This window comes from Hathewaya limosa, assembly GCF_030815255.1.
GTDB classification, from domain to species: Bacteria; Bacillota; Clostridia; order Clostridiales; family Clostridiaceae; genus Hathewaya; species Hathewaya limosa.
Window position 1 is genome coordinate 1 of the sequence record NZ_JAUSWN010000045.1, and the last position, 6435, is coordinate 6435.

5 protein-coding genes and 1 tRNA gene are annotated in these 6435 nt (G+C 27.3%); 5 read left to right on the forward strand and 1 reads right to left on the reverse strand.

Annotated features, from left to right (window positions below):
• Positions 1–255 precede the first annotated feature (255 nt).
• Positions 256–2775: a magnesium-translocating P-type ATPase gene (gene mgtA / locus QOZ93_RS13855; protein WP_307357419.1), complete on the forward strand. Its 2520-nt coding sequence runs from the start codon at positions 256–258 to the stop codon at positions 2773–2775.
• A 57-nt stretch (positions 2776–2832) separates the two neighbouring features.
• Here the strand turns inward: mgtA and QOZ93_RS13860 are convergent.
• A tRNA-Leu gene (locus tag QOZ93_RS13860) sits at positions 2833–2919 on the reverse strand.
• Between the two features lie 138 nt (positions 2920–3057).
• Between QOZ93_RS13860 and QOZ93_RS13865 the strand changes: the two genes are divergently transcribed.
• The 4 genes from QOZ93_RS13865 to QOZ93_RS13880 all read left to right on the forward strand — a co-directional run bounded on the left by QOZ93_RS13865 (position 3058) and on the right by QOZ93_RS13880 (position 5790).
• Complete coding sequence (locus QOZ93_RS13865; protein ID WP_307357422.1) at positions 3058–3687, forward strand: hypothetical protein; 630 nt, start codon at positions 3058–3060, stop codon at positions 3685–3687.
• 121 nt (positions 3688–3808) lie between these two features.
• Positions 3809–4387 (forward strand): rhomboid family intramembrane serine protease, encoded by a 579-nt coding sequence (locus QOZ93_RS13870; protein ID WP_307357425.1) that lies wholly within the window; start codon positions 3809–3811, stop codon positions 4385–4387.
• Between the two features lie 85 nt (positions 4388–4472).
• Complete coding sequence (sdaAB, locus tag QOZ93_RS13875) at positions 4473–5147, forward strand: L-serine ammonia-lyase, iron-sulfur-dependent subunit beta (RefSeq protein WP_307357428.1); 675 nt, start codon at positions 4473–4475, stop codon at positions 5145–5147.
• A 46-nt stretch (positions 5148–5193) separates the two neighbouring features.
• Entirely contained in the window at positions 5194–5790 is a 597-nt protein-coding gene (locus tag QOZ93_RS13880; RefSeq protein ID WP_307357432.1) for a type II toxin-antitoxin system PemK/MazF family toxin, read from the forward strand.
• The last annotated feature ends 645 nt before the right edge of the window (positions 5791–6435 follow it).

Here is a 6435-nt window from a genome sequence, read left to right on the forward strand (position 1 = left end):
CTAATCTCCTTTCCGAGGGGGATAATGATTTTGTGGTGAAACTATTGTAACTCTAGGGATGAGATAGTTCAATGTTCATATAACTTAACAGAACGTAAAAAAATTTTGGGGGTGAAGATGCATGGAAGATGGTCTTCCTTTACATTCGTATTTTAATAAATATATTTTGGAAATGTTATTCAAGAGATTTATAGGAGAATACTTTTCCATGCAAATCCTTGAGTAACAATGCTTGTGTCATTAGGAGGTGTTGTTATGGTTAAAGTAAAAGAACTTAATATTAAAAATATTAAAGGATTAACTGACGAAGAAGCCGTAAAAAGATTAAATAAATATGGTGCTAATGATATTAATAAAGAGAAAAAATCAAGTTTAATAAAGAAATTTTTTAATAATATAAAAAATCCTTTGGTTATATTATTAGGTGTGCTTGCTCTTACATCATATATAACTGGGGATAAAAAATCTACGATTATAATGATAGCCATGGTTTTTTTAGGTGTTATTTTAAAATTTATTCAAGAAACTAAGGCTGATAATTCAGCTCAGAAATTAAAAGATATGGTAACAACAAAGGCAACTGTTATACGCAATGGATATGAAAAAGAGATATTCTTTGAAGAATTGGTTCCAGGAGACATAATTCATCTATCAGCAGGAGATATGATACCAGCAGATGTAAGAATAATTTATAGTAAAGATTTGTTTGTTAACCAATCCTCATTAACTGGAGAGTCTATTCCAGTAGAAAAAGAAAGTAAGGTGGGAATTTTTAAAGAGGATTTACAAAATCCTAATCTTTGTTTTATGGGAACCAATGTTGAAAGTGGAACTGCTATTGTTGAAATTTTAAATACTGGATATAATACTTATCTTGGACAAGTGAGTAAAACACTTACAAAAAAAAGAGAGTTAACTAGCTTTGATAAAGGTATAAATAACTTTACAATACTTATGATTAAAATGATTTTCATTATGGCGCCTATAGTATTTTTCGCTAATGGATTTTCTAAAGGGGATTGGGGTTCAGCATTTTTATTTGCTATTGCTGTTGCAGTTGGACTAACTCCAGAAATGCTTCCTATGATAGTTACTGTTAACTTATCTAAAGGAGCATTATCAATGAGTAAAAAGAAAGTTATAGTAAAAAAATTAAATGCTATTCAAAATTTTGGTGCTATGAATATATTATGTACAGATAAAACAGGAACTATAACCTGTGGTAAAGTAAAGCTTGAAAAGTGTGTTGATATTTATGGAGATAAAAGTGAAAGAGTCTTAAAATATGCTTTTATAAATAGTTTTTATCAAACAGGATTAAAAAACGTTATGGATAATGCTATTTTAGAATATAAGAAAAAAAATGGGTTTCTTGATAAAGAAAAAATTAGATATATAAAGGTTGATGAATTACCTTTTGACTTTAAAAGAAAGAGAATGTCAGTAGTAGTTAGGAATGAAGACCAGAAGGATATATTGATTTGTAAAGGTGCAGTAGAAGAGATTTTATCATTAAGTGAGTATTATGAAATTGATAAAGAAATAAAATATTTTACGCAAGAAAGTAAGCAGAAATTTGAAAATATAAGTAAAAATCTTAATAAAAGTGGATTTAGGGTAATTGCTGTAGCATATAAAAAAATTAAAGATAAGAAAGATGAATATGAAGTTAATGATGAAAAGCAATTAGTTTTTTTAGGATATATGGCTTTTTTAGATCCACCAAAAGAAACATCAAGAGAAGCTATAGAAAAATTTAAAAAATACAATGTAGATATAAAAGTGTTAACTGGTGACAATGAAATAGTTACTAAAAAAATATGTAAAGATGTTAATTTGCCAGTTGATAGGATTTTATTAGGTAAGGATATAGATCAGATGAGTGATGAAAAATTAGCTATAGAGGCAGAGAAGACAAATGTATTTGCTAAATTATCTCCTTTACACAAGGAAAGAATAATAAAAGTATTAAAGGCTAGGGAACATGTTGTTGGATTTATGGGGGATGGTATAAATGATTCTCCAGCATTAAAAGCAGCAGATGTTGGAATTTCAGTTGATGGAGCTGTAGATATAGCAAAGGAATGTTCTGATATAATTCTTCTTGAAAATAATTTATTAGTTTTAGAAGAAGGAGTTATTGAGGGAAGAAGAATTTTTGCTAATATAATAAAATATATAAAAATGACTGCTAGTTCTAATTTTGGCAATATGTTTAGTGTATTAGGGTCAAGTATAATATTACCATTTTTACCTATGCTACCTCTTCAAGTATTAATTAATAATTTACTTTATGATATTTCTCAAAGTGCCATTCCAACAGATAATGTAGATAATGAATGGTTAACCAAGCCAAGAAAGTGGCAAGTTAACAATATAAGAAAATATATTATGAGTATAGGTCCTATAAGTTCAATTTTTGATTATATAACTTATTTTGTATTATGGTTTATGTTTAAAGGATTTAACAACCCAGCAATGTTTCAAACAGGGTGGTTTTTAGAGTCACTATTAACACAGACTCTTATAATACATGTAATAAGAACAAATAAGATACCTTTTATTGAGAGCAGGGCAAGTAATCCATTGATTATGACAACAATATTAATGATATTTATAGGGGTTACTCTAATAAATTCTCCTTTAGGAGGGGAATTGGGATTTGTGAAGTTACCGTTAATATACTATCCTATATTGATATGTATTTTAATAGGATATGTATTTTTAACACAATTTATAAAGGAACGTTATGTTAAGAAGTTTGATTTAGATTAAAATACATGTATAGATAATATAAAAAAAGAGTTAGAAATTATTTTTCTAACTCTTTTTTGGTGCCGGAGGCGGGAATCGAACCCGCACGGTATTGCTACCACTGGATTTTGAGTCCAGCGCGTCTGCCAGTTCCACCACTTCGGCATAATTAAATATTTAAGTTTACTAGCACAGTTTAACATATATAAAGGAAAAATTCAATAGTAAATTTATATGAATATACAAAAAATAAAATGGGAAATATAAATTAGTAAATTTTTATTTAGGAGGAAACATTATATTATGACATTAAATATACCAACTGAAATTTTTGAAACAATGATTTCAGCTATATCTATTATTATGGGATCTTTAATAGGTGCTTTTTTTAGTTGGATAATATCTAAAAAGACAACATCAAAAAATATAAAAGAACAATATAAAATTTTAGAACGTAATATGATCTACGAAGAAAAGTGTAAGAAAAAGGAGATATGTAAACAAGCAAATATTATAAGATTAGATATATGTACAGCACTTTTTCAAAGTATAAGGGCAATCAAGGAATATAATTGGAATGAGCAAAAAAATATATATCCTATTCCTATAAATAAAAATTATTCATCTTCTGTTGCTACTTTAAGTAATTATTATTCATTGCAAGATATTAGTTATATTTATCAACTATATTCTATTATTGAAAAAATGAATAGTCATATAATGTATAAGAGCCTTTTTAAAGAAGAATATAATGGAAAAGAAGTATTTGAACTATACAGACAACTTATAGAAAAAGTTTATGGGGCAAATTCTAATGAAATTTTAAAGTTACATATTGATAATATCTCATACGAAGATTTATATAAGAATACATACATAAAAGAAGGGTATAAAAATGTGTTAGAAAAATTAGATAAATTGTGTGTAAAATAATAAAAATAAAAAAATGTGAATAATATTATGACAAATTAGTAAAATATAAACTTTCTTTATTGATTAAAATGTAATAATATTATTATAATAGAAGTAAGCATTAATTTAAGAGGTACATGGTATGAAATTGGAAGGTATAAAAAATAAGTTTCAATATAATTCTCCAGTTATATTGACATTTACTTTAATTTCTTTAGGGGCATATTTTTTAGGATGGTTATCGCATGGAAATATAACTAAGTTTTTGTTTAGTGTTTATAGAACATCAGTTTTAGATCCCTTACAATATATCAGAATTTTTACTCATGTATTTGGTCATGTTAATTGGCAACATTTTGTGGGTAATTTCACAATAATTTTATTAATAGGACCTATGGTTGAAGAAAAATATGGATCTAAAATAATTATAGAAATGATATTAATAACGGCAGGGGTAACAGGTATATTAAATGTACTGTTTTTTCCACAGATAATGCTTTTAGGCGCAAGTGGGATTGCGTTTATGTTTATTCTGTTAGGTTCGTTTGTTAACGTTGAAAAAGGGAAGATACCATTGACGTTTATAATTATACTTTTTGTGTTTTTAGGAAAAGAAATTGTACAAGGGATTTTAAGTAAAGATAATATCTCGCAGTTTGCACATATTATAGGTGGAGGTTGTGGAAGTATTTTTGGATATTTGTATAATAAAAGAGGTTAATTAAATATAAAGTTTCACATATTAAATATAATAATTTATATGTTGTAGACGATAATAAATTAAATCCAAGAAAGGATGATATAATATGAAAAAATATGGGGCGTTTGATATTCTAGGTCCAATAATGATAGGACCATCTAGTTCACATACAGCAGGTGCAGCAAGGTTAGGAAAGGTGGCAAGATGTATAGCCGGAAATAACTTTAACAGAGTAGAATTTTATTTACACGGGTCTTTTGCTCATACTTATAAAGGACACGGAACAGATAAGGCGTTGGTTGCAGGCGTACTAGGTATGGAGCCACATGATGAAAGATTAAGAAATTCTATTGAATTGGCAGAGAAAAAAGGTTTGAAAGTCGATTTTAAAACAATAGAATTAGAAAATTCCCATCCCAATACAGCAAAAATGGTATTCTATAAGGATAATACAGAATTGATAGATGTTGTTGGCTCATCAATAGGAGGGGGAAGTATAAAAATAACTTTTGTAGATGGATACGAGGTAGATTTAACAGGAGACTATCCAGCCATTATAATTAGACAGCATGATAGAAAAGGTGTTATTAGTAATGTAACAAAAGTTTTGGCACAAAATAATATTAATATAGCTACTATGAGTGTTAATAGAAATAATAAAGGAAAAGAAGCATTTACAATATTGCAATGTGATAGTAATATACCTGAGAACTTGGTAAAAGAAATATCCCAATTGGAGAATATAATTTCAGTAAGAGCTGTAAACCCAGTATCTGAATAAATCTAATTTAAATTTTACAGCAATATGAAGATAAAGGGGGAGGAATATGTGCAATATTAGCATAAGAAACATGAATGAAGAACAATTAAATGAGTATATCGATGAAACAACAGAAAAAATTAATAGTTTAGTTAATGAGTTTTCGAAAGAAATATCAGTTAAAGTGACGCATAAAGATAAGTTCTCAAATTTAAAGGAAAAAGCATTTGGGGTAAAAAATGTTTTTAAATATGTGGAATGGATAAATAAAAAAATGAAAATGGATGAAATGGTCACGGAAAGAATCTCAACTGTCCCTAAACGAGGAGAGATATGGACATGTGAATTAGGGCAAAATATTGGTTCGGAAGAGAACAAAGTAAGACCAGTCATTGTAATTCAAAATAACACAGGAAATGAAAAAGGACCAACTACCATAATAGTACCAATATCTAATAGGCATAAAAAAATTAAAGTACATATTCAGTTAAGAGAAACAGATTACAAGTTAGTTGCAGGAGAAGCACAAAAAGTAACTGGAACAGTTTTATGTGAACAAATAAAGGTAGTATCTAAGGTAAGATTGGGACGACATATTGCTACTTTAGAAGATGAGTTTCTAAAAATTTTAGATGCAAAATTAAAAAATTCTTTGGATTTATAATTAAATAGAAAAATATAAAAAAAGGTTGATTTTTTTGTTTGATTATGATAAAATAACTTTTGTTGATTTGGTACATACCTAGTTAAGACTAGGAGGTTCTATTCCATAGTTTACCTTATATTTTTGATAACATACCTGACATAGGTCGGGAGATTATATATCATATATTTAAATTACAATGTGAAAGAGAGTGGTTTGATTCCGCTCTCTTTGTTTTTTTTGAGAAATTAATGTATAAATTATGTTTATTATCAATTCTGCAAAAAAAGTAAAAACTGTACCTAGCGTATCTTTATATGAAAAATGTAAGAAAAAGATATAAAAATGAAGTAATACAGGAATAATGTCAGTAGATAATATTATTTGCGAAATTATAATAGAATCTATGTGATATAATGAATTTCGTCAGCAGGAGTTAAGAAATAAAACAATAACTTCAAAAAATACTTAATAAAAAAGTAAAAAAATACTTAATAAAAAAGTAAAAATAATGTTGACAAAGAAAAACAAATTTGATATTATAAGTAAGTCGCTTGGTGAGAGCGATTGAAAATAAGAAATTGATCTTTGAAAATTAAACAGAGTATGATAAACAACTCGTATTCTTTTGAAATAAAAATTAAATGCTTAGCAAGTAATGCTTAA